Here is a 24,870-nt window from a genome sequence, read left to right on the forward strand (position 1 = left end):
TCAGCTCTTGCTGGCCTTTTCCTTCGCGGCCGAAACGGTCTCATCGGCACGGTGTTCGACGGTGCGCTTGTCGTCGGCGACGTCGTCGTCGGCCATGCCCTTCTTGAAGCTCTTGATGCCCTTGGCCATGTCGCCCATCAGCTCTGGGATCTTGCCGCGGCCGAACACCAGAAGCACGATGACCAGCACGATCATCCAGTGCCAAATCGAAAATGAACCCATAGCAAATCTCTCTCGAATAGTTTCCCTGGCGATGATCTATGCGTTTTCGCGTTGGGATTCAAACACAACCGCGACAGAGTTTATGAAAGGGTGTCGGATGTCACGCATTTTCAGCGAAGCGGCCCGCTACCAAACGGCGCATGTAAAGGCGTAAAGCGGCTTTTGATAGGCGCTCGTGGTCAATCTTCCGTGACGCGCGGCGTCAGCAGACCGAGCTCCTCGAGATCGATGTCGGTCAACGGATCCTCGTCCTCCGTCAGCACGTCGGGATCGGCGGGCGGCTGCGGTATGGAGAAGTTCGATGGCATGCGGCCTGAGAGCAAACCAGCGCCCTTCAGTTCCTCCATACCCGGAAGATCACGGATCTCCTCGAGCGCGAAATGGTCGAGGAAGGTTTCGGTGGTGCCATAGGTGACGGGACGGCCGGGCGTTTTGCGCCGGCCGCGCATGCGCACCCATTCCGTCTCGAGCAGCGTATCCAGCGTCCCCTTCGAGGTCTCGACGCCTCTGATGTCCTCGATCTCGGCGCGCGTCACCGGCTGGTGATAGGCAATGATCGCCAGCACCTCGAGCGCCGCCCGCGACAGTTTTCGCTGCTGCACCGTATCGCGGCTCATCAGGAAGGCCAGGTCACCGGCGGTGCGGAACGCCCAGGCGTCGCCGACCCGCACCAGATTGACGCCGCGCCGGGCGTAGATCTGCTGCAGCTCTGTCATGGCGAGGGCGACGTTGATGCCATCGGGAAGCCGCGCGGCGAGCTGCTTTTCGCTGACGGGCTCGGCGCTGGCGAACACGATCGCCTCGGCCATGCGCACGGCTTCCGCCATATGCAGCCGCTCGGCCGGATTCTGTACCGAAGCCTGGTCGATCTCACCCACTTCCGGCTCATCGTCCATCTTGAAAGGAATGACCGAAGCGTTGGCGCGTTCGCTCATGATGCCACCTCGACTGCCTTGATTGTCTGTGCGCGGTGGTCGCGCAGATAGATCGGTGCGAACACCTCGTCCTGCCGCATATCCATCTTGCGCTCGCGCACCAGTTCCAGTGTGGCCGCGAACGAACTGGCGATCGCGGTGCGCCGCTCTTGCGGGCTGGTCAGATATTGGATGAGGAAGCTGTCGAGCGTCGTCCAGTCGCGCAACGAGCCGATCAGCCGGGTCAGGATGTCGCGAGCATCCTTGAGTGACCAGACGCCGCGCCTGGCGATCGTCACATTGGTGATCGCCTGCTTCTGCCGCTGCTGGGCATAGGCGGTCAAGAGATCGTAGAGCGAAGCCGAATAAGTGTTGCGCTTCTCGATGATGACCATTTCCGGCATGCCGCGCGCGAACACGTCGCGGCCGAGCCGGTTGCGGTTGACCAGCCGCGCCGACGCGTCGCGCATAGCTTCGAGCCGCTTCAACCGGAATTGCAGCACCGCCGCCAGTTCCTCGCCGCTTTCGCCCTCTTCGCCCGGCTGCTTGGGGATCAGGAGCTTCGATTTGAGAAACGCCAGCCACGCCGCCATCACCAGATAATCGGCGGCAAGTTCGAGCCGCAGCGCCCTCGCTGTCTCGACAAAGGTCAAATATTGCTCGACCAGCGCCAGGATCGAAATGCGCGCCAGGTCGACCTTCTGGGTGCGGGCAAGATGCAAGAGAAGATCCAGCGGGCCTTCGAAGCCGGCCACGTCGACGACCAGCGCCGGGTCGCCCGTCAACCGTGACTCATCGTTCTCGGCCCACAGACGGTCCATCGGTGCAGCCTTCGCGGCCTTGCTCTCCAATGCTTCCGCCACTGCCTGTCACGTCCTCTTGCTAGGCCACCGCGTCGAAATAGGTGGCGAATTCGGCACGGATCTCGGTTTCTTCGGCCGCGTCGCGCTTGCTTATATAAGTCATCGCCCGCTTGGCGCGCTCCAGCGACTTGCCTTCAAGCCCCGTGGTGCGCGATGCGATGCCAGCCATCTCCTCAAAAACACCGTTGCAGTGAAGGACCAGATCGCAGCCCGCCGCAAGGATCGAGGCCGCCTTTGTCGGGAAATCCCCAGAAAGTGCCTTCATCGATGTGTCGTCGCTCATCAGCAGTCCATCGAAGCCGATCTCGCGTCGAATGATCTCGTCGATGACCTTGCCGGAAGTCGTCGCCGGGTTCTTGGGGTCGATCGCGCTGTAGACGACATGCGCGGTCATTGCCATCGGCAGATGGTTGAGCTCGCGGAACGGAGCAAAGTCGTGCCGCTGCAGATCGCTGAGCGAGGCGTCGACGACAGGCAGTTCGAAATGCGTGTCGGCAAAGGCCCGGCCGTGCCCCGGAATATGCTTCATCACGGGCAGCACGCCACCCGACATCAGGCCCTCGGCCGCGGCGCGGCCGAGTTCGATGACCGGACGCGGATCCTTGCCATAGGCGCGCGCGCCGATGACATCGCTGGCTCCTTCGATCGGCACGTCGAGCACCGGCAGGCAATCCGCCGATATGCCGTAGCGCAGCAGGTCGAAGGCATGCAGTCGCGCCATCAGCCAGGCGGCGCGGGCACCGGCGTCGTGGTCATCGCGCCACAGCGCCCCAAGCGCGCCACCGGCCGGATAGTTCGGCGCCAGCGGCGGCCGCAGGCGTTGTACCCTGCCGCCTTCCTGGTCGATGAACACCAGCGCGTCGGGGCGTCCGATACAGTCGCGCATTTCGGCGACCAGATCGCGGATCTGCTCGGCCTCGCCGATATTGCGGGCAAACAGGATGAAGGCCCACGGGCATTCGTTGCGATAGAAATTGATTTCTTCGCGGGTGAGCGATTTCCCGGCACAGCCGAGGATCATGGATTTTGATTCGGTCATTTCAGAAGTCTAGGGCTTCGCGCGATCAAAGGGAATCATGCCTGACCGCATGCGGCGGACTGCAAGACATGCTTCCACATGAAAAAGTCAGGCATATGAAGGTCGCCATATGAAAAAGCCGGCGTGGCCTTGGGCCGCGCCGGCTTTGGGAGATGGATCGAGGTCTAGCGCGAGACGAAGCAGTTGCCGCCCGCAGCCTTGTAGCTGGTGCACAAATTGATGGCATCGTTGCGCGACTGGGCCGGAACGCGGACGCGGTAGAACGTGCCCTTGCCGGCAATCTCGGCCTTGACGATGTTGGCCGTGCGGCCGGAAAGCACGCTGCCATAGCGGCGCTGCAGATCCTGGTAGGTCGATTGGGCGCTGTCCACCGTCGGCTGCGAAGCGATCTGTATCGACCACGAACCGCTGCCGGTCGCGGTCGAGGCCGGATCGATGGAAGCGACCTGATCGGGCTTGACCTCGCCGACCACGTCGACCGGCTGGTCGGACGGACGCTGCGGCGCGATCGCAACCTTGGCTGGCGTATTGGCCGACTGCGTCTTGGCCTCAGCCTTGGCAGGCTTGGCGGCGGGCTTCAGAGCCGGCTCGTCGTCGGCCCGCGCGGCGGCGGGCGCCACGGTGCCGGTCTGGTCGGTGCCAGTCTGGCTAGTGCCAGTCTGGTCAGTGCCAGTCTGGTCGGCCTCGGCCTGACCGGCAGGCGCCACATGCTGTGGCGCCGGATCGGTCGGCTCCGCCGCGGCCACCTGAGGTGCCGCCGGTGCCGGGTCTTCGCGCGCCACCAGTGAGCCGTCGGATTTGACCACCATAGTCCTGACCTTGCGCGGCGCAACGGCAACGACATTATTGTTGGTGCCCTTGTCGGCGTCCTGCAGGACCTGGGCGATGCGATCCTCCGACTTCGGCGAGGGCGTCGCATTGTCGGCCGAGGCCGCGCCGGCGGTCGAAACATCGCCACCACTATCCGTGCCGGCGGCGGCGTTCTGGTCGGGGGAAAGATCGACGGCGCGGGCCGCGTCCTTCGCCTGCACGTTCACCGGTTCCTCGACGTTGGTGACAAGCTTCTGCTGGACCGGCTCGGCGGGCTTCGCACCCTTGACCACCGCGTCATAGACCTTGTTGTCCTGGTTCGGCACCACGGTGCCGCCCGGATTTTCCGGCTTGATCTTGATCGGCGAATTGTCGGCCTTGACGATCACCGGAGCTTCGCTGCCGCCCTTGCCGCCAAAAGACAGCGCGAAGGCGCCAAGACCGCCAGCGACCGCCACGGCACCGACAATCGCGGCAATGAACAGGCCGCGCCGGCCCGACGACCCGGCGGCTTCCCGCTCGCCGAGGCCCGGAACCGACATCGCTTCGTCCAGTTCGGGATCGTAGTCGAGTTCATCGACGGTAAAATCGTCCGCCTGCGAGACCGGCTGGCTGCCGGGCAGATTGTCGAGATCGAAGCCTTCGGCAGCATCGGCATAGGCCGAAGCCGCCGACGCGCGGGCAGCCATTTCCGCCGGCCGTGCCGCATAGGTCCGCGCCTCCGGCTGATAGGCTTGCCTGGGCTCTTCGGATCCCGGATTGGCTGCGCCATATCCCGGATTGGCCGCGCCATATCCCGGATTGGCCGCGCCATATCTGGGATTGACGCTGTCATAGCCCGGATTGACCCTGTCATAGCCCGGATTGACCCTGTCATATCCCAGATTGACGCCGTCATATCCCGGATTGTACCCGGCATTGTAGGATTCGTCGGCATAAGCGGCGGCGCTGGCGTCGGCAGGCGCGACCTCCACGGAATTCATCTCAGTCAGAAGACTGGCGAATTCGGCGTCGAGATCGTCATAACCGGACGCTGCCGGCTGATCTTCCTCGAAATGCAACTCTGGAATGTCTAGATCGTCAGCCAGCGCCACGACACGCTCCGGCACATCGACCGTCTCGACATCGGGCATCTCTTCATAGCTTGAGGACTGCGGCGCCTGCGGTGCCGACCCCGGAGCCATATAGGGAGCAGCTGCAGCCGGCTCGGCCGAACGGTAGGAAGGCACCGTGGCCACTTCCGGCGCTGCCGTCCTGGCCGCCGTCGAGGCGACAGGCTGCGCGGCAAATGCCGGCTGTTGGGGGACCGGTGTCACGCGGCTCCAAGAACGGGCAGGCTCCGACTGTGCGGAGCGATCCGCCAGCCAATCAAGCGAATCGGCCTGATCCCGCCGGGACGCTGTTTCGTCATGCGAATCGATGCTTTTGGCCAGGGCGGCATCCAAGGCATCATTGTCGAGATCGACATCGCCCAGTTCAGCGCCATCCGAACCGAAATCCTGGTCCTGAAGTTCATCGAGCAACAGGTCGTCGACGTTGGCGCCGGCGGCCTGGGCGGATCCGGCGTGATGCACATCCTCGGATACTGCTTCATCGAGATCCCAGTCGAGATCACCAACAAGATCGGCGGGTTCCTCCGCGACCTTTGCTGTCGCGCCGAGAGGCGGCTGAACGGGTACCGCGGCCGGCTGGTTCACGACAGGCTGAGCCATGACCGGCTCCTTGGCCGATGGCGGCGTGCGCGCGGTCATGGCGCCAAGAAGCGCGTTCAACTCGTCTTCGAGGCTTCGTTCGTCCGCGATGGGGGCTTGCACTGGCGGCACAATGGTTGCCACGGGCGCTGCCGACTGCGCCGGAGCCGCGGCGATTTCAGCGACGGGCTCTTCGCCAGGTAGGGCAAACGCCTCGTCCAAATTCAGGTCGAAAGAGTGGTCCGAAATGGCTTCAACACCTGGAATCTCGTCCGTCGTGTCGACGGCATCGGCAAGCAACTGGTGCGCTTGCGTGTCGTCAAAAGCCTCTGGCTCATCCGCCTGAACATCCACGTCGACATCTGCCATGGCGTCTTCGAAGTGACCCACGAAATCCTCTTCGGAGATCGCCTGGGTCTCACTCGCGGCGGCCAGTACAGGTTCTGGATATTCGACAGCAGCCTCTTGGCGCTGATGGTCGTCGAGCATCAGCTCGTCTTCGAGCGAGATGGCGACCGCATCGTCGACTTCATGATTGGAGGCCGGCTCGACGGCCACCGGCACTTCGGCAACCGGCGATTCAACGGCATACCGGGTCTCGGCTGCCTCGTCCTCGATATGGAAATCCTGGTCGAGCGAGGCGGCAAGCTCGTCCTCTATTGGCAGATCGTCGTCGAAGGACGAAACGTCTTCGAGAGAACTGGCGACGGCACTGTCGAAAGCGGCGTCCAAGGCAGGCTCGACGGACAGCACGGCTTCCGAGGCGCCAGGGTTCGCATGGCTGGCGGCGACCGTCTGGTCATCGACTTCAGCCATGTCCAGGTGGAAATCGTCATCGAGCGACAGCGCAAGATCGTCGTCCGCCACATCGACGGCCATCGGCTCGAATGCCGGCTCACGAGCTTCGACAACTGGAGCAGCAACGCTATCGACAGCGTCGAACTCGCCCATCAGTTCCTTCTCGAGATCGATGTCGAAATCGCTCTCTCGCGCAGCCCCATCGGCGACAGCGGCTTTCGGCTCGGCCGGCTTGACCGGCTGGCGTGGGTCAAATCCCATGATCCTGGTCAGTTCCGCGAACGGATCATCCTCGCCGATATCGTTGTTGTCGGCTACTCTCAGCTGGGTTCTGTCTGCCATTATTGTTCCCGAACTCGCACTCATTCGGACGCCTTGGACGTCGCGCAGGGTTGGCCCTTACCAGCGCAATGTGGGCAAAAGGTGACAGGTTTTTTAGTCAAACCTAACGCATTTCGGTGGGCGCGGCGGCTCCGATCAACGTCAGGCCGGACGTCAGAACATCCGAAACAGCCTGCACCAGCCCTAGTCTGGCATGCGTCAATTGTCGGTTGTTAACCTTAACAAAACGTAAGTCCGGATTATCCGTGCCACGGTTCCAGTGTCCATGGAAACTGGAAGCCAGATCATAGAGATAAAATGCCAGCCGATGCGGCTCGAGCGCAAGAGAGGCGGACTCGATCAGACGCGGATATTCAGCGAGTTTTCGGATCAGGCCGATTTCACCTTCGTCGGTCAGCGACGTTACCGCGGCCGCCAGGCCGTTGCGATCGAAATTCGCCTCCCCCAACTGTTCGCTCGCTTGCCGGAACACCGAATGGCAGCGCGCCGAGGCATACTGCACGTAGAACACCGGATTGTCCTTGGACTGCTCGGTCACCTTGGCGAAGTCGAAATCGAGCGGCGCATCGTTCTTGCGATAGAGCATCATGAAGCGGATCGGATCGCGTCCGACTTCCTCCACCACCTCGCGCAGCGTCACGAAGTCGCCGGACCGCTTCGACATACGCACCGGCTCGCCATCGCGAAACAGCTTGACCAGGTTGCACAAGAGGACGGTGAGCTTGACGTCGTCGCCGGCAATCGCCCGCGCCAAGGCTTCCAGGCGCTTGACGTAGCCGCCATGGTCGGCACCGAGAACATAGATCAGGTCGACGAAGCCGCGATCGACCTTGTCCTTCAGATACGCCACATCGGCGGCGAAATAGGTGAACGAGCCATCGGACTTGACCAGCGCCCGGTCCATGTCGTCGCCGACGGCGGTCGAGCGGAACAGCGTCTGTTCGCGGTCTTCCCAGTCGTCCGGCTTCTCGCCCTTGGGCGGCGGCAGCTTGCCCTTGTAGATATGGCCCTTCAGCGTCAGGTCGTTGATCGCAGAGCGGATCTTCCGGGCATTGTCTGCATGCAGCGTGCGTTCGGAGAAAAACACGTCGTGGTGGACGTTGAGTAGCGCCAAGTCCTCGCGGATCATCGCCATCATCGCATCGATGGCGCGATCCTTGACGATAGCCAGCGCCTCCTCGTCCGGCATCTGCAGCAGGCCCCGGCCAAATTCCTTGGCTAGCGCCTGGCCAAGAGGGACGAGATAGTCGCCCGGATAAAGCCCTGGTGGCATCTCGCCGATGTCGTCACCGAGCGCCTCGCGGTAGCGCAGTATGACCGAGCGGCCGAGCACGTCGATCTGCCCACCGGCGTCGTTGATGACATATTCCTTGGTCACGTCGTAGCCGGCGAACGCCATCAGGTTGGCGAGCGCATCACCGACGACGGCACCCCGGCAATGGCCGACATGCATCGGCCCGGTCGGGTTGGCCGAGACATATTCGACGTTGGTTTTGTGGCCGGCGCCGATCGTCGAACGGCCATAATTGCGCCCTTCGCCCAGAAGCGCCGACAGATGCGCCTGCCAGAAACCGTCCTTGAGCCGCAGATTAACGAAACCCGGACCGGCGACCTCGGCGGCGGCGACGTCCCTGTCGGCCCGTAGCGCTTCCGCCAGTTTCTCGGCCAGCGCGCGCGGGTTTTGTCCGGTCGGCTTGGCCAGCACCATTGCCGCGTTGGTCGCGAGATCGCCGTGTGTGGCGTCGCGCGGCGGCTCGACGGCGATACGCGACAGATCAGGCGAAACGCCGTCCTTGTCTTTCAGGTCAAGCGCTTCGACAGCTTTTACGACTCGCGCGGTGAAATCGGCGAAGATGTTCATGGTGTATGCTCTGGCGGCTTTGTGACGAATCCGGCCCGTTGGCCGGCAAATCGAGCCCGCCCTAGCTCAAATCCGGGGTGCGGTCAAACAAACGCCTGTGTTCCTTGAGCGCGTAGGTGTCGGTCATGCCGGCCAGGAAATCGGCGACGCTGCGCGCCTTGATGCGATCCTGCGCGCGGTCCAGCCCTTCGCGCCAGCCGTCCGGCATGGCGCGCGGATCGGCAAAATAGACATCGAACAGGTCCCTGACGATCTGCTCGGCGTCCGCGCGCACCCGCATGACCTCCTCGTGCCGGTAGAGGTGCTTGTAGAGGAAGGCCTTCAGTTCCTTCTCGGCTTCCGCCATCTCGGCCGAAAAGGTCACCATCGTCTCGCCCGCCGCCCTTACCGCGTCGGCACTCGGCGGCCTGATCCGCTCCAGATTGGCGGTCGTCGACTTGATCACATCCTCGACCATGGCCGTGATCTGCCGCCGCATCAATTCGTGGCCGGTGCGCACGTCATCAAGCCTGGGATAGCGCTCACGCACACTCTTCAGGATCGTTCCGGGCAGCGAAACGGCCTTCAGCATGTCCAGCGTCAAAAGCCCTGACCGCAGCCCATCGTCGATATCATGCGTGTTGTAGGCGATGTCGTCGGCAATCGCCGCGCACTGCGCTTCGATGCCGGCGAACCGGTCAAGTTCGAGATCCTGCAATTGCGAGTAGTCGCGGATCGCCTGCGGTACCGGCCCTTTCAGGCCCTGGCCGCTGCTGTCGGTGAGCGGACCATTGTGCTTGACCAGGCCTTCCAGCGTTTCCCAGCTCAGATTGAGCCCATCGAATTCGGCGTAGCGAGCCTCCAGCCTGGTCACGATGCGCAGCGATTGTGCGTTGTGGTCGAAGCCGCCCCAAGCCGCCATCTTTTCGTTCAGCGCGTCCTCGCCTGTGTGGCCAAAGGGCGTGTGGCCGAAATCATGCACCAGCGCCACCGCCTCGGCGAGATCCTCGTCGCCGCGCAGCGCCCGCGCCAGCGCACGCGCGATCTGCGCCACTTCGATCGAATGGGTCAGCCTTGTGCGGTAGTGGTCGCCTTCATGGGCGATGAAGACCTGCGTCTTGTGTTTGAGCCGCCGAAACGCCGTCGAATGGATGATCCGGTCGCGGTCGCGCTGGAACGGCGTGCGGGTCGGACTTTCCACCTCATCGAACAGCCGGCCGCGCGAGCGGGCCGGATCCGTGGCATAGGCCGCGCGTGGCCGATAGCCGAATCCGATGTCGCCAAGCTCATTTGTCATGGCTGATGCTGCCGCAGTTGACTTGCCCCGTCGCGCTTCATACCTATCATGTGAAACCGAAAGCAAGGTGACGCCTATGGGCGCGGATGCCAAGACCGCCATGAAAGTCGAGATGACCGAGGCTGCCGCCAAGCGGATCGCCAGGATTGTTTCGGCCGAAGCCGGCAAGACAGCGCTGCGCGTTTCGGTCGAAGGCGGCGGCTGCTCCGGCTTTTCCTACAAGTTCGACCTGGTCGACACCCGCAACGACGACGACGTCGCTATCGAAAAGGACGGTGCCACGGTGCTGATCGACGATCTGTCCCTGGTCTATATGGGCGGTTCGGTCATCGACTTCGTCGACGATTTGATGGGCCAGTCGTTCCAGATCAGGAACCCGAATGCGGTCGCCTCCTGCGGCTGCGGCACCAGCTTCTCCATCTAGGACCGAGATGCCCGCAACCGGCGCGGTTCGTCAGGTTGCGCTCTCCGCCGGTCGCGACCTCGACGCGACGTTGGCCTTTTGGCGCGATGTCCTCGGCATGAGCGTTCATGCCCGCTACGATCCGCCTGGCATCGCCTTCATCATGGCCGGCGATGTCAGGCTGTTGTTCACCGATGGCATCCCGGCCGGCACCATCTATCTCGATAGTGTTGACCTCGAAGCCTTCCACGCCGAGGCAAGGGCAGCCGGTATTCCCTTCACCGCGCCCCCGATGCTGGTCCATCGCGACACCGAGGGGCAGTTCGGTCCGGCGGGGGAAAGCGAATGGATGGCCTTTATAAAGGACCCGGCAGGCAATACGATCGGACTCGTCGAACGCCTTCCGTCGCAGGAACAATGAGACCGTCATGAAAATCGTCACCTGGAACATCAATGGCGTGCGCGCCCGCATCGGCAACCTGACCCATTGGCTGACCGAAAGCGCGCCCGACATCGTCTGCCTGCAGGAGATCAAGACGGTCGACGAGCAGTTCCCGCGCGCCGAGATCGAGGCGCTTGGCTACAATGTCGAAATCCACGGCCAGAAGGGCTTCAACGGTGTCGCGCTGCTGTCGAAGCTGCGCTTCGACGAAGTTATCAAAGGCCTGCCGGGCGACGATGCCGACGAACAGGCGCGTTTCATCGAAGGCGTGTTCTCGACCGACAAGGGGGCGCTTCGCGTCGCCTCGCTCTATCTGCCGAACGGCAACCCGATCGATGACGAGAAGAAGTTTCCCTATAAGCTGTCCTGGATGGCGCGGCTGGAGCTCTGGGCGCAGGAGCGCCTGAGGCTGGAAGAGGCGCTGGTGCTGGCCGGGGACTATAACGTCATCCCCGAGCCGGTCGACGCGCGATTTCCCGAGAACTGGCTGAGCGACGCGCTGTTCCAGCCGCAGACGCGGCAAGCCTTCCGGCGGCTTTTGAACCTCGGCTTCACCGAGGCGGTGCGCGCGGTCACCGATGCCTCGGACACCTACACCTTCTGGGACTATCAGGCCGGCGCCTGGCAGAAGAACAACGGCATCCGCATCGACCATCTGCTGTTGTCGCCGGAAGCCGCGAACAGGTTCTCATCGGCCTCGATCGAAAAGCATGTGCGCGCCTGGGAAAAACCGTCCGATCACGTCCCGGTTGCCATCGACCTCGCCTTGCTGCCGGCCTGACCTGGGGCCTGCCGCTGCGGGCTAGTGCCGGGCGCGCCGATACCGGAGGACCTCATATCGCCACATTCCGACGCATGATGGGAGATCATCATGGCGGCCGGGGTTCCCATGACCATTCGATTTGCTCTTTGTCCGATCGGCTTGGCATTCGCCACGGTCGCGATCGTGCCGGCTCTCGCCGCGCAGGAATGTCTTGCCAATGGAAAATCCTATCCGGTCGGCCAGGTCGCCTGCCTGACGGTCGCCGATCAGAGTCATTTGGCTCGCTGCGACATGGTGCTCAACAACACATCCTGGACCAAGGTTGGCGATAGCTGCCCCGCAAACACCATGGCGCCGCACGTGCAAGTCACGCCGATCTCGACACCCGCGCCAAGCATGGTGCCGACGGAACCGACCGAAAACTGATTTTCTTCTGGATTGCCTCGCCTTCAGGTCGAGATGAGCCTTGATAGGCCGACGCTGCCCCTCGGTGCCTTGCTGGCGTTTGTTGCTCGAAAAGCCAAGCAGTTGGCTTTTCGTCCACTACACGGATCGCTCCTCCGCTCGTCGCATAGTAACGGGAAGAAAAGCCTACTGATCGGTGTTGTTGCCCTTGGTCAGGATATCGTCCGCCAGCGAGATCGCGGTGCGGCGGTCGGCTTCGCCGGCCGCGGCGAACGCCTCTTCCTGCATGCCGCGGATCCAGGGCTGATCGGCCGGCGACGCACGCTCGAGGGCCGCGGTCATCATCGCCAGGCCACGCACGATCTTGCCGCTCTGGAACAACAGGTGGCCAAGCGTCGCCTGTGCGCCGGCATGGCCCTTCTCGGCGGCGAGCTGGAACCAGCGCCCGGCCTGCTTGACGCTGGCCTTCACGCCGCCCTCGCCCTTCAGGAACATCTGGCCCATCTCGAACTGGGCGTTCGGATTGCGGTAGTTGGCGGCGGCGCGCATGTAGTATTCCTGCGCCGCCACCTCGTTCTCGGTGACCGGGCTGCCGGGAATGCCCGTGCGCAGATAGTCACCGAGCGCCACCAGAGCGTCGGAGACGTAGCTTTCTTCCGGAGAGCCGGGCTCGACGTCCTGGTCGACGATCTCCGAGAAGAACTTGAACGCCTCATAATCGTCGCGGGCCACGCCGTCGCCTTCGGCATACATGCGGGCAAGCTTCCAGGTGGCGCCGATCTGGCCGTTTTCGGCGGCGTATTTATAGGCCTCGGCGGCCTGCTCCTTGTGGCCACTCTTGTAGGCGGAGAAACCGAACTGGAACACCGCCCAGGGGCTCGACTGCGGCTTCACGCCGGTCTTGTCGTCGAACACCTTGTCGTCGAAGGCCATGGCCTGGCCCACGGCGCCAAAGATCGCAACCGCGACCAGTGCCGAAAGGACGGATGACCTCAACAACTCTGGTGTTGACTTCAACAACTCAGATATCCGCATAGCAGTGTGTTTCTTTCGCACCGCCCGGATGGGTGACCGCGCCATCCCTGGCGGACCCTACCGTTTGTGCGTATTTCCATATCGCGCCAGACTGATAGTCGGTCGTGCGCGTCTTCCAAGTCTTCGCTCGCGCCGCCAGCTCGCTCTCGGACAGCGCCACCTCGATCGTGCCGTTCACCGCGTCGATCGTGATCACGTCGCCATCCCTGATGAGACCGATCGGGCCGCCCACCGCCGCTTCCGGCCCGACATGGCCGATGCAGAAGCCGCGTGTCGCGCCCGAGAAGCGGCCATCGGTGATCAGCGCCACCTTGCCGCCCATGCCCTGGCCGTAGAGTGCCGCCGTCGTCGACAGCATCTCGCGCATGCCCGGGCCGCCGCGCGGTCCTTCATAGCGGATGACCAGAACCTCGCCTTCCTGATAGGCGCGGTTCGTCACCGCCTCAAAACATTCCTCTTCCGAATCGAAGCAGTGCGCCGGGCCGGAGAATTTCAACTCCGCCATGCCCGCGACCTTCACGATCGCGCCTTCGGGGGCAAGGTTTCCCTTCAACCCCACGACACCGCCGGTTTGGGTAATAGGTCTGTTGGCCGGGCGGACCACATCCTGGTGTTCATTCCAGGCAACGTGCTCCATATTTTCGGCCAAAGTACGGCCAGTGACCGTCAGGCAATCGCCATGCAGATAGCCGTGGTCAAGCAGCGTCTTCATCAGCAGCGGGATGCCGCCTGCCTCGAACATGTCCTTGGCGACATATTTGCCGCCTGGCTTGAGGTCGGCGATGTAGGGCGTCTTCTCGAAGATTTTCGCCACGTCGAACAGGTCGAACTTGATCCCCGCCTCATGCGCGATCGCCGGCAGATGCAGTGCCGCATTGGTCGAGCCGCCGGTGGCCGAAACCACGGTCGCCGCGTTTTCCAGCGCCTTCAGCGTGACGATGTCGCGCGGGCGGATGTTTTTCGCGATCAGCTCCATGATCTTTTCGCCCGAGGCGAAATTGAAACGGTCGCGCATTTCGTAGGGCGCCGGTGCGCCGCAGGAATAGGGCAGCGCGAGGCCAATTGCCTCCGCGACGGTGGCCATGGTGTTGGCGGTGAACTGGGCGCCGCAGGAACCGGCCGACGGACAGGCGGCCTGCTCGATTTCAAGCAGCTCGGCATCGTCGATCGTGCCGACCGAGTGCTGGCCGACCGCCTCGAACACATCCTGCACGGTGATCTGGCGGCCGCGATAGCTGCCGGGCAGGATCGAACCGCCATAGATGAAGATCGACGGCACGTTGAGCCGCACCATGGCCATCATCATGCCGGGCAGCGACTTGTCGCAGCCGGCGAGGCCGACCAGCGCATCGTAGCAATGGCCGCGCATCGTGAGCTCGACCGAATCGGCGATGACCTCGCGCGACACCAGGGACGACTTCATGCCTTGGTGGCCCATGGCGATGCCATCGGTGACGGTGATGGTGCAGAACTCGCGCGGCGTGCCGTTGGCGGCTGCGACGCCCTTCTTGACCACCTGCGCCTGGCGCATCAGCGAGATGTTGCAGGGTGCTGCTTCGTTCCAGCAGGACGCGACGCCGACCAGCGGCTGCGCGATCTCGGCCGCCGACAGGCCCATGGCATAGAGATAGGACCGGTGCGGCGCACGCGCCGGACCGACAGTCACATGGCGGCTAGGGAGCTTAGCCTTTGAAATGACCTTGGCGTCCATTCTCATCCTTGCCGCGGGCGGTGCGGCCTGTCCCATCGCCGAGCCTTTTGGAGCATGTCCCGGGACAAGATCGAGGTGCGCCGGGTTTATGGCGGGAAATAGGCAATTTCCCCGGCCTGCCCCTTAGCGGAGGGGTTGTTCAGAAAGTGTTGCTGAAACGTCACAATTGCGCGAGGCGGCCGGGAGTGCGGCTTATATGCAACGCCGCTTGGATACCGGACATACCAGTGATGTCGGCTTAAATGAAAAAGGCCGGGCAACGCCCGGCCTTTTCCAATACATTCAATAGTTTAGAACTTTATCTTTACGCCACCGGAAATTGCCGTGACCAGATCATTGCCGAAGTCGTAGCTGGCATCCTCGCCGGCAATATAGCCGTTTTCACCGGCCAATTCTCCTGAGTGACCGCTGGTCAACACGCCGACCGCTCCCGCCAAACGAATTTCGACGCTCGGCGACGGCGTATAGGCCACGCCACCACCCAGCGTCCATGTATCAGTCTGCGCGCCATAGCCATGCGAGGTGCCACGATCCCACGAAAGCTGGCCGGCGGCACTCCACTGATCGTTGAACTTGTGGCCCAGACCTCCTGTGACGGTCCAGCCGTCACGATACATCAGATCGAGCGAAGTCACCGCGGCCGGCGAACCGGTGAAGCATGACGAAGCGGGGAAACCCACCGGGCAGATCGGAACGCTTTGCAGCACGCTCCAGTTGACCCACTTGACCGAGCCAAAGGCGAGCCAGCCGGGCGCGATGCCTGACTGAAGTTTCAACTCCAGGGTATCAGGCATGTACTGCGTTGAGCCGTAGATGGGGGTAATACCCCTGCCGATACTGGTGAGATCCAGTGTTCCCTCGATATTGTCGAGCTTGACTTTCGAGTTGTAGACCAAGCTTGCGCGCAACGCGATGTCGGGGATTTCGTAAGCAATTCCCGCGCGCCAGCCCCAGCCGCTGGTTTTGAGGTCGACACGACCCGTCAGTGCCGGAAAAACATTCACCAGGCTTTCCTTAAAGCCCGAGATATCCTGGTAGAACAAACCGCCGATAAAGCGGAGTTGGCCCTTGCCGGCATCCATCTTGTAGGAGCAGGTACCTGCGTAGTTGTCGCTCCTGATATCGGTTTCGATATTGGAGAGCGCTCCGTTCCATATACCTGGCGCTGTGTGCGCGCCCCAGGGTTGCGAATAGTCGACCATGCAATCGACGCCTTGCACAACTTGGACCTTGGCCCCAATGCGCGGAACCCAATAACCCTCGGCACCATCGGCTGAGGTGCCCAAGCCGAGATTTGCTCCGCCCGGACCACGCGCATTCTCATACTTGCGATCTGGCATCACATAGGTCGCTTCAGCTTCCGTAGCGAATGGCGCCGGATCGAACAGCAGGTCAATATCGTAGCCGCCGCGCTCCAGACCGCCGGCATGCGCCGGATGAATAACCGAACCCATCAAGGCCAACGAAAAGCACCCTGCCCCCAGCAGTGCTTTCAGACGCAAATTGCTCATGGACATCCTCCCCGAATAACTAGTGGATCAAGCTAGAACCAATTCACGTTAACGGTGCAATAACGAATACATTGGGCGTACATGTACGGGTTCGCCCAACGTATTTCGGGCAAAATGCAGGCGGACGCCGCGACGCCAAAAAACGGTCTTTGGTGAGGTTCACCGCTCCAAAAAAAGGAAAAAGCGACCGGAAAGGCTCAAAAAGGGCCGATTTAAGCGGTCTGCGGCCCCATTGTTACATTATGGCAACAATGGGGCAAAAACTCCCGTTTACGTCAACATTAACGCAACGGAATGCCGGTTTTCGAGGCACGAGACCGCCCATTTTAGAGGGTGCTAAAATCTCCCGAATCTGCCCTTCAGCCGGCGTCACGAACCCTGGTCAGCGCCACCGAAAGCTTGTCCTGCGCGTCGCGATATTCTGCGAGCTTTTCTCGTTCGCCTTCGACGATCTCCGCCGGCGCGCTGGCGACGAATTTCTCATTCGACAGCTTCTTGTGCAGGCGCGCGATTTCCTCGGTCACCTTGACCAGTTCCTTTTGCAGCCGCACGGCCTCCGCAGTGAGGTCGATCAGGCTGCCAAGCGGCAGGCAGATCGTCGCCTCGTTGAGCACGATCTGCGCCGACCCCTTGGGTGCCGCATCGGCGAGCGAGATGTCGCCGACGCGCGCCAGCCGCTTGATCGCGGACTCCTCGCGAACCAGTCGTTCGCGCGTCACGTCGTTGGCGCCGACCACCACGAGCGGCGCAATGGCCGCCGGCGGCACGTTCATCTCAGAGCGCACCGAGCGGATGCCGGAGACGAGATCGACCAGCCAGTTGATGTCGGCGGCTGCTTCCGCGTCCTCGAAATCCGGCGACGGCCATGCGGCATGGCACAGCAGCGAGGCCCGTTCCCTGCCTTCGCCCGCCGTCTGCGCCCACAACTCTTCGGTCATGAACGGCATCATCGGATGAAGCAGCTTGTAGATCTCGTCGAGCACGAAGGCGACGCAGGCGCGGCTTTCAGCCTTGGCCGCCTCGTCCGTGCCCATGAACACCGGCTTCAGCAGTTCCAGATACCAGTCGCAGAACAGGTTCCAGACGAAGCGGTAGGCCGCTCCAGCCGCCTCGTTGAAGCGGTACGAGGTGATGCCGTCGGTGATCTCGCGCGCGGCGCGCGTCAACTCGGTCAGGATCCAGCGGTTGACCGCCAGCTTGGCGTCGTTCAGCCAGAAATCGTCATTGCGCGCGACTTCGTTCATCTCGGCAAAGCGCGTCGCGTTCCACAGCTTGGTGCCGAAATTGCGGTAGCCGGCGATGCGCGCCGGGTCGAGCTTCACGTCGCGCCCCTGCGCCGCCATCACGGTCAGGGTGAAGCGCAATGCGTCGGCGCCATATTCGTCGATGAGATCGAGCGGGTCGATGACGTTGCCTTTCGACTTCGACATCTTGGCGCCGTTCTTGTCGCGCACCAGCGCATGTACATAGACGGTGTGGAACGGTTCCTCGTCCATGAAGTGCAGGCCCATCATCATCATGCGGGCAACCCAGAAGAAGATGATGTCGAAGCCGGTGACCAGCACGTCGGTCTGGTAATAGGTTTTCAGTTCCGGTGTCTGGTCCGGCCAGCCAAGCGTCGAGAACGGCCACAACGCCGACGAAAACCAGGTGTCGAGCACATCCTCGTCGCGGATCAGTATCTCGCCCGGCTTGAAGTTCTCGAGCTTGTCCTCGACCCAGGCCTTCCATGGCCCTTCCAGAGCCAAATAATATTCGATCGCCGCACTCAGCGCCTCTTCCTCGGTCTTCTCGACGAAGACGCGCCCGTCCGGCCCATACCAGGCCGGAATCTGATGTCCCCACCACAACTGGCGTGAAATGCACCAGGGCTGGATGTTCTCCATCCAGTCGAAATAGGTTTTTTCCCAATTTTTCGGGACGAAGTTGGTACGACCTTCGCGCACCGAGGCGATCGCCGGCTTGGCGAGCTCGGCCGCATCGGCATACCACTGTTCGGTGAGGAAAGGTTCGATCGGCACGCCGCCGCGGTCGCCATGCGGCACCGCGTGGCGATGCGGCTCGACCTTGTCGAGGAAGCCGCCGGCCTCCATCAGTTCGACGATCTTCTTGCGCGCGACGAAACGGTCGAGGCCGTCGAGTTCGTCCCATACCGCCTGACGCTCCGGCGTCACCTCGAGGCCGGCGAGGAAGTCCTCATTATCCCTGAGCTTGATGGCGGCTTCGACGGTGAGGATGTTGATCGCCGGCAACTTGTGGCGCTTGCCGACCTCGAAGTCGTTGAAATCATGCGCCGGCGTGATCTTGACCGCTCCGGACCCCTTTTCCGGATCGGAATACTCGTCGGCCACGACAGGTATCTTGCGCCCGACGATCGGCAGGACGACGTTCTTGCCGATGAGATGCTGGAACCGCTCGTCGTCGGGATTCACCGCGACAGCCGTGTCGCCCAGCATCGTCTCGGGACGAGTCGTCGCCACGATGATGAAGGTTTTCGGGTTTTCCGGATCGAAGGCCACGCCTTCGATCGGATAGCGGAAATGCCAGAGATTGCCGTTGACCTCCTGCTGCTCGACCTCGAGATCGGAGATTGCGGTCAACAGTTTCGGGTCCCAGTTCACAAGGCGCTTGTCCTTGTAGATCAGCCCTTCCTTATAGAGCGTGACGAACACTTCGAGCACGGCCTTGGACAGGCCCTCGTCCATGGTGAAGCGTTCGCGCGACCAGTCGGCGGAGGCACCGAGACGTTTCAGCTGGTTGAAGATCAACCCACCCGATTCGGCCTTCCATTCCCACACCTTCTCGATGAATTCTTCGCGGGTGAGATCGCGGCGATGGATCTGGTTTTCCATCAGCCGGCGCTCGACCACCATCTGCGTGGCGATGCCGGCATGGTCCATGCCGGGCTGCCACAGGACGTTCTTGCCACGCATGCGCTCGAAGCGCACCAGGATGTCCTGCAGCGTGTTGTTGAGCGCATGGCCCATATGCAGCGAGCCAGTGACATTGGGCGGCGGAATGACGATGGTGAAGGCCTCGGCCCCCTCCTCCGCCCCGGCGCCGGCCCGAAACGCATCGGCTTCCTCCCACACCCTGGCGATCTTCGGCTCGACGGTCTTGGCGTCGTAGGTCTTTTCAAGCATGGGGAACGGTCCGCGCTGTCGGGATTTTGCTGGTTCGGTGTAAATCGGAAGGTCTTGGTCAAGTCAACCGCGAGGGCCGCCCGGGATCATCACAAGCAGATAGGCGCGGCCCTGGTCATTTCAACGGAAGGCCGTGGGAAAGGCCGTGTCCGCAAGACACTCATGCCTTGACCGCCACGCGTTGCGGCAATACCGTGCCAGCGCTGCTGTAGGGCGCATCGGCTTCCGGCCGGAGGGCCATTGCCCGCCTACGCCATGTGAACCCAACGCGCCCAAGCCATTCTCGACATGCCCAATTTCGAAAACCTCCGGAAACAGGCCAAGCTCTATCTGCGCTGGCATCGCGAGCGGTATTATCCCGTCGCGGATGCCATCGGATCGATGTTGCCGCGCTTCCATGGCCTAACCGACAGCCAGATCCTCGGTCACGACTTCAAACTCGCCGATGCGCAGGAACTGGTCGCTCGCAAATCAGGCTTTGAAAGCTGGCAGGCGCTGGAGAAAGGCCATCAGACCATGCAGCACAATACCCGCCTCCGAGACGACGAAACCGTTCCTCGCCTTGGCCGAACCCCAGCTTCTTGTCTGCGACATCGGCGCCGCCCGCGCCTTCTACGAACAGAAACTCGGCTTCACGACGCGCTTTGCCTATGGCGAGCCGCCCTCTTACGCACAGGTATTTCGTGATGGCGCGCGTCTCAACCTGCGCCATGTCGACGAGCCTCTTGTCGACAAGGCTTTGCTGGCAAGGAAGACCTGCTGTCGGCGACGATCGTCGTCGATGCCATCAAGCCGCTGTTCCTCGAGTATCAGGCCGTCGGCGTCCGTTTCCACCAGACGCTACGAACCGAGCCCTGGGGCTCCCGCACCTTCATTGTCGGCGACCCCGACGGCAATTTGATCGCCTTTGCCAGTTCGGCGACCAGCGGCTGATCGCGCCGCAACGAGAAACGCCGCCTCGACGGCGACGTTTCTTCTGGAATGGAAGCCTGGACGCTATTGCGCCCCGCGTGCCACGCGCTCGATCTCTTCGCGCACCAGCCTTTCGACCAGCGTCGGCAGATTGTTGTCGAGCCAGTCCTGCAGCATCGGCCGCAGCATTTCTTCGGCCATCTCGTCGAATGTCTTCTTGCTGCGGCTTGCAAAGGCGTCGGACAGCTCGCCGAAGGCGGCAGCAACCTGCCGGCCCGTATGTTCGGAAAGAATCGCGGGACGCACCGCATGCGCTTCGTTTGCCGCCGCGCGCGCCTGAGCCGTGCCCGGAGCATCGCTCGACGAAGGCCGCTCGGTCGCGGGGTCCACCGCCGTTTCGCTCGCCGCCACGTCCGGCCGTGCCGCTGGCTTGCGGATGCCCCGGTCCGGCATCGCCTTGGCTTGCTCGCCAACCGCCGCGATCTCGCGACGCCAATCGGCGATAATGGCTTCACTCGCCGCAAGCTCCGCGGGAGCCGCTGGCGCGTCGCGGCTGGGCACCGGCCCGGCGGCAACCCGGGCGCTGACCTCGGCCAATGTCGTCGGCGTCCTGCCAACAGCCGGATCGGCACGTGGCGGCGCTTCGGTGCGTGCGATCGCCGGCTGTACGGCTGGCGCCTGGACTTCCGCCATAGCGGCCGGTTTCCTGACCTCGGGGACGGCATGCAGTTCGGCGCGGAACGCGTCTATGTCGGCGGCCGCAACAGCACTCGGCGCGGGCTCCAAATCCTGCTGCAACTCATCGGCCTCGCCGGGCTGCTTGCGACCGTTGTCGCTATCTTCGATGATCCTCCTGATGGAAGCCAGTATCTCTTCCATGGAGGGTTCGCGCTGTGCGCTGCTTGCCGTTGCCATCGTCACATCCGCCGCCCTTGTGACCCGTTGCAGGTTTCCGCTCCGGCAAAAGCCGGATTCGAATCATGACGACAGCGTAACCGACGGATCGCCGCACGAGAATCCCCAATCTGGGGACATGTGGGATTTCAACAGATTAGAGCGATTCCGCCAAAGCCGTGTGACGGTCCCCGTCAGCAACCCAACGAAGGACAACGACAGTCAGGCGTTTCCGATCGAACCGCTCAGCCCGGAAACGCCGTTCGAACGAAAGGCCTAGCGGCCGTCCGGCGTGCGCAGGCCGATCCACTTGTCCTTGACGGCGTTGTAGTGCTCTTCGGGCTTGTACTTCGTCACCTGCAGCGCAAGCCGGTCGACCGACAGGTGGCCGATCGCGGAGAGGATGGCATAGCTCGCCACGACCACGTCGTGTTCGGAATTGGCCTGGTTGATCTTCGCGGTGATGAGGGTAGCTTGGGCATTGAGCACGTCGAGCGTCGTGCGCTGGCCGACATTGCGCTCTTCGATGACGCCGTTCAGTGCCAGTTGTGCGGCTTCGATCACCTGCCTGTTGGCGGATACGCTTTGCTGCGCGGCGGTGTATTGCGACCATGCCGTGGCGACAGCCTGGCGGACCTGGTCGCGGCTGACGTCGACCTGGATACGCGCTTGCCCGAGTGACTCCTTGTTCTGCCGCACGATCGCCGAAGTCCGGCCGCCTGAATAGATCGGGACGGTCAGCGTTGCGCCGATATTGGCCGAGGTCGAATTGCCGTTGGAACCCGCCACGTCGGGGATGGCTTTGCGGTAGTTTTCCGAAATACCGGCCGAGGCCGACAGCTGCGGCAACAGCGCGCCCTCGGACGATTTCACCGAGAAAGCCGCGGCGTCGACCAGATGCTGGGTGGCAAGGATGGCCGGATGTTCGGCCGAGCCGATGGCGATCGCGGCGTCGAGGCTCGACGGCAGCAACCGTCCCAATGGCGCGGCTGGCTTGAGCTTGCCCGGCTCGTCGCCGACAACCTGGTGATAGGTCGCGGCACTGGCCAATGCCTGCGCACGCGCAGCACTGAGCGAGGCCACCGCCGAGGCGCGCTGGGCATCGGCCTGCGCGACATCGGTGCGCGTACCTTCGCCGACGTCGAAGCGCGAGCGCGCGGCGCGCGCCTGCTCGGTCAGGAACTGCAGGTTCTGCTCGGTCAACACTGCGATCTGCCGGTCGCGAATCACGTCCATATAGGCGGTGGCCGCGCTGAACAGCGTGTTCTCCTCGGTGTTGCGCAGGCTTTCGACCGACGCCTTGACGTGGGATTCAGCCGCCGCCACGTTGTTTCTCGTCTGGAAACCGTCGAACAGCGACTGGTTGATCTGGATGCCGTAGCTGCCGCTTGTCAGCTTCGAATTGCCGCCGTCATTTGCCCGGCGCGTGTTCGTGTAGTCGATGTTGGCCGATCCGGTAACCGTCGGACGCCAGCCCGATTTGGCAATGGCCACGCTCTCGTCGGTCACACGCACGCCGGCACGCGACGCATTCAGTGTGGAATTGTACTGATAGGCTTTTGCAAGGGCACCGGTGATGGTCTCAGCCGATGCAGCCAGTGGGGATAGTGCGGTCGCCGAAACAAGGACGGCGGTGAAAAATGATTTGCGTACTGACGGCACGGTATATCCCTCATTCGTTTTCCATGGGAACCGCGCCGCGCCGGCTCCTCCTTCTGGAGCAGCCGGCGTGGCGTGTTTCATGTTCCCTGTCGCTCCGCCCAAAGTGCCCCCAGTCTGGGATCAGCAACGATCGTTCAAATGCAAGCGACCATGACAAAGCCTTTGCTGCAAGGCCAAATCATTCAGAATTCGAAAGCATGCTCACGTTCGAAGCCGGGTAGTGGCTTAATTGCCGCATTAAATTCCCTTCTCCCGGTTACAACCCCTCCAGCCTTGACAAAAAGCCGCGCCACGCCGGAATTGCCCTGTCCTTCGACCGCGACCAGGCGTCCGCCCTCGGCGAGCTGGTCGAGCAGCGACGCCGGCACTTTGCCGACACTGCCGCCGATGAAGATGACATCGTAAGGTGCCTTTGCCGCATGGCCTTGCGCCAGTGCGCCCTGAACCACGGTCACATTGCCGCAGCCCAGGCCGGACAGGGTCGACGCGGCGGTTTGCGCCAAGGCCGAATCGCTTTCGAGCGCCACGACGAATCTCGCCAGGCGCGACAGGATCGCCGAGGCGTAGCCGGTGCCGCAGCCGACATCGAGCGCCGAATCGGTGACGCTGATCTCGGCCAGTTGCATCAGCTTGGCCAGCGGCGAAGCTTCCATCAGGTAGCGCGGGCCATCGGCGCTGCCGGTGATGCGGATGTCCTCGTCGATATAGGCCAGATCGCGCTGGCGATCGCCAACGAAAACCTCGCGCGGCACGGAAAGCATCGCGTCGAGCAACGGCGCGCTGGTCACGTCGGTGGTGCGAACCTGACCATCGACCATCTTGACGCGAAGTTCGGAAAAATCAGCGCTCATGCTCCAAGCCTCGCTTTTCCGCGACACAATCGCGGTCCATTGGACAGGACGCTCAGGCTCCGGCGCTGACGCGCGGGAGCCTGGCCTGGAGATTGGAGGCCTCGCCCGGAATCGAACCGGGGTGCAAGGATTTGCAGTCCTCTGCGTAACCACTCCGCCACGAGGCCTCGTTGCTCCCGGCGTTCCACCCGGTTCCAATAGGTTGCGGCGAAAATGCCGTCAAGCGGCCACGACGTATTCCGAACGCTTTCCTCTGCGCCGGCTCCGCCCCTGTCAGATCGCCGTCACAACCGCCCTATTAGCAATCCGTTAAGCATGGCGGATGATCGAACGAAACGCCGCGCACCGGCTTGCGTTGAGAAACAGGGAGGACTGCGCCATGCCCACGGCAAAGCCAAGGGACGAAACGCACGAAACGGAAAGCGTGTCGCTGCTGGGATGCGAGGAATTGGTGCGCTATGCCATCGACTGCCTGAGAATTGAAGGCACCGGCAGCCTGTCGCCGCGTGATCGCGCGCGTCTGGCCTCGGCTTCCGCGGTCCTGAAGGAGATCAGCGAGGATTTGAAGGCAGGCGCACAACCCGATTCGGAGGAATCCGTCGGCGGCACGGAGAGACGGCGCTAGGATTGATTCTCTTTCGAAGGCCACCGCCGTGCGAGATGCGCCGGCAAGGGCCGCTCAGTCCGGCCGGCGTCGCCGCTCCCACCAGACGACCAAGCGGCGCCGCTGGCGACGGACCATGGCTATTTCGTAGGAGAGTACCAGCAGTCCGAGCGGCACCATCCAGAAGCCAAGGATCGGCAGGAACCCGAGAAGGCCGCCAATCGTCAAGAGCACGCCGATGGTGATTCTGAGACCGCGCGACTGCGGCATGGTGAATTCGCGCCCGAAAACCGAGAGCTTTCGTTCTGGTATCCGGTTTTCGTCCGCTGCCGTCATTGCGAAAAACTGCCTGTCTGGGGGCTCGATAATGCCATCTTACGAAAGCCGCGACCGCCCTTTCGGTTCCGCGCCCGTCGCCAAGACGGCTAATATGTGGGTGGGCAAAGCCGATTGCGAGAAACCACCGCGCGAAAAAGTCTCGGCAAAATGCGAAATGCTGCTTTGCAAAGCCGAAACGGGTTTGCTATAGGCTGCGCCACTTGCTCAAAGAGCCTCCGTTCCCCGGTAGCTCAGTGGTAGAGCAACCGGCTGTTAACCGGTTGGTCGCTGGTTCGAATCCGGCCCGGGGAGCCAACATTTCCAGGTCCGTTCCGGACACATAGGTTACGGTTTATACCGGAGACATGGGTAACACTTTTGGCCCGAAGGGGTTTTGGAG

21 protein-coding genes, 2 tRNA genes and 1 pseudogene are annotated in these 24,870 nt (G+C 62.6%); 8 read left to right on the top strand and 16 right to left on the bottom strand.

Features of this window, described 5'->3' with window-relative positions; all coding sequences use genetic code 11:
- The 7 genes from FJ434_RS22195 to FJ434_RS22225 form a co-directional block, all read right to left on the bottom strand.
- The gene (locus tag FJ434_RS22195; protein ID WP_015317533.1) at positions 1-222 is read right to left on the bottom strand and encodes a twin-arginine translocase TatA/TatE family subunit; all 222 of its coding nucleotides are present in this window, start codon (positions 220-222) and stop codon (positions 1-3) included.
- 179 nt (positions 223-401) lie between these two features.
- Positions 402-1,157 (bottom strand): SMC-Scp complex subunit ScpB, encoded by a 756-nt coding sequence (gene scpB / locus FJ434_RS22200; RefSeq protein ID WP_140751263.1) that lies wholly within the window; start codon positions 1,155-1,157, stop codon positions 402-404.
- Positions 1,154-1,957, bottom strand: coding sequence for a ScpA family protein (locus FJ434_RS22205; protein ID WP_140508733.1), 804 nt, complete (start codon positions 1,955-1,957; stop codon positions 1,154-1,156). The genes scpB and FJ434_RS22205 overlap by 4 nt, the downstream gene beginning before the upstream one ends.
- Positions 1,958-2,018: 61 nt before the next feature.
- Positions 2,019-3,038: a beta-N-acetylhexosaminidase gene (gene nagZ / locus FJ434_RS22210; protein WP_027146796.1), complete on the bottom strand. Its 1,020-nt coding sequence runs from the start codon at positions 3,036-3,038 to the stop codon at positions 2,019-2,021.
- A 164-nt stretch (positions 3,039-3,202) separates the two neighbouring features.
- Entirely contained in the window at positions 3,203-6,679 is a 3,477-nt protein-coding gene (locus FJ434_RS22215; protein WP_140751265.1) for an SPOR domain-containing protein, read from the bottom strand.
- A gap of 103 nt (positions 6,680-6,782) precedes the next feature.
- Entirely contained in the window at positions 6,783-8,540 is a 1,758-nt protein-coding gene (gene argS, locus FJ434_RS22220; protein WP_140751267.1) for an arginine--tRNA ligase, read from the bottom strand.
- Positions 8,541-8,601: 61 nt separating this feature from the next.
- Positions 8,602-9,816, bottom strand: coding sequence for a deoxyguanosinetriphosphate triphosphohydrolase (locus tag FJ434_RS22225; RefSeq protein ID WP_140508727.1), 1,215 nt, complete (start codon positions 9,814-9,816; stop codon positions 8,602-8,604).
- 76 nt (positions 9,817-9,892) lie between these two features.
- Between FJ434_RS22225 and erpA the strand changes: the two genes are divergently transcribed.
- From erpA to FJ434_RS22245, 4 genes are all read left to right on the top strand, one after another.
- The gene (gene erpA / locus FJ434_RS22230) at positions 9,893-10,240 is read left to right on the top strand and encodes an iron-sulfur cluster insertion protein ErpA (protein ID WP_140508725.1); all 348 of its coding nucleotides are present in this window, start codon (positions 9,893-9,895) and stop codon (positions 10,238-10,240) included.
- Between the two features lie 7 nt (positions 10,241-10,247).
- Positions 10,248-10,640, top strand: coding sequence for a VOC family protein (locus FJ434_RS22235; RefSeq protein ID WP_140751269.1), 393 nt, complete (start codon positions 10,248-10,250; stop codon positions 10,638-10,640).
- Positions 10,641-10,647: 7 nt separating this feature from the next.
- Positions 10,648-11,442, top strand: a complete 795-nt coding sequence (gene xth, locus FJ434_RS22240; RefSeq protein ID WP_140508721.1) for an exodeoxyribonuclease III — start codon at positions 10,648-10,650, stop codon at positions 11,440-11,442.
- A 90-nt stretch (positions 11,443-11,532) separates the two neighbouring features.
- On the top strand, positions 11,533-11,850 hold the full coding sequence (locus FJ434_RS22245) for a hypothetical protein (RefSeq protein WP_181166059.1): 318 nt from the start codon (positions 11,533-11,535) through the stop codon (positions 11,848-11,850).
- Between the two features lie 165 nt (positions 11,851-12,015).
- Here the strand turns inward: FJ434_RS22245 and FJ434_RS22250 are convergent, their stop codons facing one another.
- From FJ434_RS22250 to FJ434_RS22265, 4 genes are all read right to left on the bottom strand, one after another.
- Complete coding sequence (locus FJ434_RS22250) at positions 12,016-12,864, bottom strand: tetratricopeptide repeat protein (protein WP_027146788.1); 849 nt, start codon at positions 12,862-12,864, stop codon at positions 12,016-12,018.
- Positions 12,851-14,575: a dihydroxy-acid dehydratase gene (gene ilvD, locus FJ434_RS22255; RefSeq protein WP_140508717.1), complete on the bottom strand. Its 1,725-nt coding sequence runs from the start codon at positions 14,573-14,575 to the stop codon at positions 12,851-12,853. Before ilvD ends, FJ434_RS22250 begins: the two co-directional genes overlap by 14 nt.
- A 290-nt stretch (positions 14,576-14,865) precedes the next feature.
- Complete coding sequence (locus tag FJ434_RS22260; protein ID WP_140508715.1) at positions 14,866-16,086, bottom strand: OmpP1/FadL family transporter; 1,221 nt, start codon at positions 16,084-16,086, stop codon at positions 14,866-14,868.
- A gap of 359 nt (positions 16,087-16,445) precedes the next feature.
- Positions 16,446-19,229 carry a valine--tRNA ligase gene (locus FJ434_RS22265; protein WP_140751271.1) on the bottom strand — a complete coding sequence of 928 codons (2,784 nt, stop codon included), beginning with the start codon at positions 19,227-19,229 and terminating at the stop codon, positions 16,446-16,448.
- A 445-nt stretch (positions 19,230-19,674) separates the two neighbouring features.
- Here FJ434_RS22265 and FJ434_RS30625 point away from each other — a divergent pair.
- Together FJ434_RS30625 and FJ434_RS30630 are read left to right on the top strand one after the other, a co-directional pair.
- Positions 19,675-19,893 (top strand): annotated as a pseudogene (locus FJ434_RS30625) (hypothetical protein); the annotation flags it as partial.
- Between the two features lie 95 nt (positions 19,894-19,988).
- A complete protein-coding gene (locus FJ434_RS30630) occupies positions 19,989-20,162 on the top strand; it encodes a VOC family protein (protein WP_348640979.1) in 174 nt (57 codons plus the stop codon).
- A gap of 63 nt (positions 20,163-20,225) precedes the next feature.
- Here the strand turns inward: FJ434_RS30630 and FJ434_RS22275 are convergent, their stop codons facing one another.
- The 4 genes from FJ434_RS22275 to FJ434_RS22290 all read right to left on the bottom strand — a co-directional run bounded on the left by FJ434_RS22275 (position 20,226) and on the right by FJ434_RS22290 (position 23,715).
- On the bottom strand, positions 20,226-21,056 hold the full coding sequence (locus FJ434_RS22275) for a PopZ family protein (protein WP_140751273.1): 831 nt from the start codon (positions 21,054-21,056) through the stop codon (positions 20,226-20,228).
- A 255-nt stretch (positions 21,057-21,311) separates the two neighbouring features.
- Entirely contained in the window at positions 21,312-22,697 is a 1,386-nt protein-coding gene (locus FJ434_RS22280) for a TolC family outer membrane protein (protein WP_140508710.1), read from the bottom strand.
- A 182-nt stretch (positions 22,698-22,879) separates the two neighbouring features.
- Positions 22,880-23,548: a protein-L-isoaspartate O-methyltransferase gene (locus FJ434_RS22285; protein ID WP_140751275.1), complete on the bottom strand. Its 669-nt coding sequence runs from the start codon at positions 23,546-23,548 to the stop codon at positions 22,880-22,882.
- A 93-nt stretch (positions 23,549-23,641) separates the two neighbouring features.
- Positions 23,642-23,715: transfer RNA gene (locus FJ434_RS22290), tRNA-Cys, on the bottom strand.
- 212 nt (positions 23,716-23,927) lie between these two features.
- Between FJ434_RS22290 and FJ434_RS22295 the strand changes: the two genes are divergently transcribed.
- A complete protein-coding gene (locus FJ434_RS22295; protein ID WP_140751277.1) occupies positions 23,928-24,173 on the top strand; it encodes a hypothetical protein in 246 nt (81 codons plus the stop codon).
- Between the two features lie 54 nt (positions 24,174-24,227).
- Here FJ434_RS22295 and FJ434_RS22300 read toward each other — a convergent pair whose 3' ends face one another.
- Positions 24,228-24,488, bottom strand: coding sequence for a hypothetical protein (locus FJ434_RS22300; RefSeq protein WP_140751279.1), 261 nt, complete (start codon positions 24,486-24,488; stop codon positions 24,228-24,230).
- A gap of 222 nt (positions 24,489-24,710) precedes the next feature.
- On the opposite strand from FJ434_RS22300, the gene FJ434_RS22305 reads away from it, so the two are divergent.
- Positions 24,711-24,785 (top strand) — tRNA-Asn (locus FJ434_RS22305).
- Positions 24,786-24,870 lie beyond the last annotated feature (85 nt).

The organism is Mesorhizobium sp. B2-5-13 (genome assembly GCF_006440535.1).
GTDB classification, from domain to species: Bacteria; Pseudomonadota; Alphaproteobacteria; order Rhizobiales; family Rhizobiaceae; genus Mesorhizobium; species Mesorhizobium salmacidum.

Bases quoted from the DNA above. Each gene is read 5' to 3' on its own strand.
- FJ434_RS22195 (WP_015317533.1), bottom strand. From the start codon at position 222: ATGGGTTCATTTTCGATTTGGCACTGGATGATCGTGCTGGTCATCGTG.
- scpB (WP_140751263.1), bottom strand. From the start codon at position 1,157: ATGAGCGAACGCGCCAACGCTTCGGTCATTCCTTTCAAGATGGACGAT.
- FJ434_RS22205 (WP_140508733.1), bottom strand. From the start codon at position 1,957: ATGGACCGTCTGTGGGCCGAGAACGATGAGTCACGGTTGACGGGCGAC.
- nagZ (WP_027146796.1), bottom strand. From the start codon at position 3,038: ATGACCGAATCAAAATCCATGATCCTCGGCTGTGCCGGGAAATCGCTC.
- FJ434_RS22215 (WP_140751265.1), bottom strand. From the start codon at position 6,679: ATGGCAGACAGAACCCAGCTGAGAGTAGCCGACAACAACGATATCGGC.
- argS (WP_140751267.1), bottom strand. From the start codon at position 8,540: ATGAACATCTTCGCCGATTTCACCGCGCGAGTCGTAAAAGCTGTCGAA.
- FJ434_RS22225 (WP_140508727.1), bottom strand. From the start codon at position 9,816: ATGACAAATGAGCTTGGCGACATCGGATTCGGCTATCGGCCACGCGCG.
- erpA (WP_140508725.1), top strand. From the start codon at position 9,893: ATGGGCGCGGATGCCAAGACCGCCATGAAAGTCGAGATGACCGAGGCT.
- FJ434_RS22235 (WP_140751269.1), top strand. From the start codon at position 10,248: ATGCCCGCAACCGGCGCGGTTCGTCAGGTTGCGCTCTCCGCCGGTCGC.
- xth (WP_140508721.1), top strand. From the start codon at position 10,648: ATGAAAATCGTCACCTGGAACATCAATGGCGTGCGCGCCCGCATCGGC.
- FJ434_RS22245 (WP_181166059.1), top strand. From the start codon at position 11,533: ATGGCGGCCGGGGTTCCCATGACCATTCGATTTGCTCTTTGTCCGATC.
- FJ434_RS22250 (WP_027146788.1), bottom strand. From the start codon at position 12,864: ATGCGGATATCTGAGTTGTTGAAGTCAACACCAGAGTTGTTGAGGTCA.
- ilvD (WP_140508717.1), bottom strand. From the start codon at position 14,575: ATGGACGCCAAGGTCATTTCAAAGGCTAAGCTCCCTAGCCGCCATGTG.
- FJ434_RS22260 (WP_140508715.1), bottom strand. From the start codon at position 16,086: ATGAGCAATTTGCGTCTGAAAGCACTGCTGGGGGCAGGGTGCTTTTCG.
- FJ434_RS22265 (WP_140751271.1), bottom strand. From the start codon at position 19,229: ATGCTTGAAAAGACCTACGACGCCAAGACCGTCGAGCCGAAGATCGCC.
- FJ434_RS22275 (WP_140751273.1), bottom strand. From the start codon at position 21,056: ATGGCAACGGCAAGCAGCGCACAGCGCGAACCCTCCATGGAAGAGATA.
- FJ434_RS22285 (WP_140751275.1), bottom strand. From the start codon at position 23,548: ATGAGCGCTGATTTTTCCGAACTTCGCGTCAAGATGGTCGATGGTCAG.
- FJ434_RS22295 (WP_140751277.1), top strand. From the start codon at position 23,928: ATGCCCACGGCAAAGCCAAGGGACGAAACGCACGAAACGGAAAGCGTG.
- FJ434_RS22300 (WP_140751279.1), bottom strand. From the start codon at position 24,488: ATGACGGCAGCGGACGAAAACCGGATACCAGAACGAAAGCTCTCGGTT.